The organism is Aquimarina sp. RZ0 (genome assembly GCF_008370685.1).
GTDB lineage: Bacteria > Bacteroidota > Bacteroidia > Flavobacteriales > Flavobacteriaceae > Aquimarina.
On record NZ_VTZU01000175.1, the window covers coordinates 1 to 2,644 of the forward strand.

The 2,644-nt window shown below is 28.1% G+C and carries 3 protein-coding genes; all 3 read left to right on the plus strand.

The genetic code is table 11. The features are described 5' to 3' along the window. The first annotated feature begins 588 nt into the window (after positions 1-588). The 3 genes from F0000_RS28020 to F0000_RS26950 all read left to right on the plus strand — a co-directional run bounded on the left by F0000_RS28020 (position 589) and on the right by F0000_RS26950 (position 1,923). Positions 589-744, plus strand: a complete 156-nt coding sequence (locus tag F0000_RS28020) for a hypothetical protein (protein ID WP_188112310.1) — start codon at positions 589-591, stop codon at positions 742-744. Between the two features lie 67 nt (positions 745-811). After that, on the plus strand, positions 812-1,606 hold the full coding sequence (locus F0000_RS26945) for a GLPGLI family protein (RefSeq protein WP_149627794.1): 795 nt from the start codon (positions 812-814) through the stop codon (positions 1,604-1,606). A gap of 44 nt (positions 1,607-1,650) precedes the next feature. Then, a complete protein-coding gene (locus F0000_RS26950) occupies positions 1,651-1,923 on the plus strand; it encodes a hypothetical protein (RefSeq protein ID WP_188112311.1) in 273 nt (90 codons plus the stop codon). The last annotated feature ends 721 nt before the right edge of the window (positions 1,924-2,644 follow it).

A 2,644-nucleotide genomic window follows, 5' to 3' on the forward strand; every position in this document is an offset into this window, starting at 1 on the left:
TCTTTGATAGCCTCCAAAGCAACCTTTGCCTTGAATGCAGAACTAAATTTTCTTCTCGATTTTTTCATATGTACAGCATTAAATTTACAATTTAAGTAGCTGTCTTAAAAATGGGGAGTATTATATTCTTATGTTGAATTATATTCTTTCGGATATGATCATAAAGAAAATCCCTGAATATATGCCCAAATAAGTCATAGCTATTTTTTTAAATATTCCCCGAATAATCTAATGGTGAACTGTTTATGCTTTAGTAGTATTGATCCCTAATAATAGCATTAATAAAGTCTTTTTACAGCAATGTTATTCTTTAAATATTCTTTTAAACAAATTATTATAGTTGGATTTGGTTTTTGTTGTATAAATGTTAAAATTAAAAAATTAACTAAATTATTGGTAACAAATGGGTTTGTCAAGACATTTAATAAAGTAGGTTAGTTTTGATGTATTAGTTATATGTATAGATCCAAATCTATGTTTACGAAAAATAAAAACCGTTTCTGTTTATAATAAAAACCATTCAATTAATAAATTTTAAACACAAAATAAATATGAAAAAAAATAAGTTTAACATTAGGAATCGCTTTAATGACTATTTCCTCTTTTGCCTTTGCAAATAAATCTGTAAGTTTAACAGAAAATTTTGAATATCCAAGTGACTGTTTAGTGCGTGTAGAGTCTTATGATAATGACGGAAATTATTTGTATTCGACATATTATTCCTGTGATGACTGGCCACAATAATAGATTCTAGCTATTTTTAAATTTTAATAATATTCAGAAACGGTTTATTTAGAACAAATATCTTATTATGAGATTTTACATATTTTTATTTTTTATAAGTGCTACCACGTTATTTGCTCAGCAGAACAATGGTTTTTTGGTTTATCATACTATCGTAAATAACTCTAATGGTACATCTTTTGCAAGCGAATACGAGCTTTATTTTGGATCCGAAGTATCATTGTATATAAAAAGGGGTAGTGCCAAAATGATTAAAGGGAAAAAAACCAAAGAAGAACTCCGGAATGGAACTGTAATAAGAAATGAAGTACAAATATTAAAACCCAAAAAAGAAAATTTTTATTTCTCTAATTTTAAAACTAAAGAACTTGTTTTTAGAGAGACAGTTGCACAAGAACTTTACACTATTAGAGATAGCGTAAATGAAATTTTATGGAAGTTAAAAAATGAGTTTAAAACCGTAGGAGATTATAAATGTCAAAAAGCTACTACTTCATATAGAGGTAGAAACTATGTGGCGTGGTTTACCTCTGATATCCCAGTATCTTACGGTCCTTGGAAATTGCAGGGTCTTCCGGGACTTATTTTGGAAGCATCTGATAGTAGAGGACAATATGAGTTTAAAGCTTCTAAAATGAATCTGGGCATCACTTCAGAATTTATGAAGACAAAACTAAAACTTCCTGATGATGTAAAAAAAACAAAAGAAATGCCAATATATATAGAGGCATTAAAAAATGAATCAGAAGATATTTTAGCAAGAGCAAGAGCTACTTTGCCTAAAGGTGCACGCATAGTAGAGGATGAGGATTGCGACGAATGCCCTAAAAGATATCACATGGCTAAAGAAATCTATAATTGATGATAAAAGAATATTCTAGTATATTATATTACCAAATATTTTTGATGTTAGGTAATTTTCCATATGCCCAATCCAGTATCATTGGTAAAGTAACAGATACATTATCTCATCCTATTGGCTCAGAAGATGTAATGATTACCTTAGAACGTGCCAGTACAGAAAAAAATACGCTTGTATTTGATGCAAGCAGAAGAAACCGTAGTCGTATATTTGATCATCAGTGCAAGGTATTTGAACTGACGATAAAAAATCTAACGCACTTTTGCAGAAATTTTTGGAAAGAAAAAACTTCGGGACACTGTAAACAAAACGCTTGAAAAGGTTTTTTTAGAAAATCAGCAAGCTCTAATTTAGTAAATATTATCGACGACCTTTGTGACTTTTTTTTGAAAAAAAAAATCGTATGTCGAGCTTGGTAAATTTTTGTGATCCATATTGTTTATTAAGCAATAAATAAATATAATTCTGTGTAAAATTCCCTAAATTTCCTAACATTGAAATACTTATATTTTAGTAACATTAGTTCTCGATATTATCCTTGATAAATTCCCTTATTATGCTAGAATACTTCACGTATTTTCTGTATAATTGGGATGGATAAAGTAGTATAATTTTACTATTATTTGTAGTTTGTTATATTTTTTAATACAACTAAGTAAACAGTTGATCTGTATCAAAATTGACTTGTTTTTAAACTTAGTAGTGTGAGAGTTATTATGTATAAGTACAGAACTAAGTTAAGAGCAATTAGATAGTTGCCAAAGAATAATATGAAGATAAAACAGTACAAAAAATCTATTTCTTATAAGGGATTATTTCCTGCAATTTGATATAATAAATGATTGTAATATAATAACCATTCAATTAATAGATTTAAATACAAATAAATATGAAAAAAATCGTTTTAACTTTACTGAAGTTTCGCACCCTTAGTTTAGGGTTGTTTCAGATTGTTTTCTTGGTATCAGGAAATTAAATTCTTCGATGTTTCCTATTATTTTAGAGACAGTTCGTTCTATATCGAGATTATCTACAATT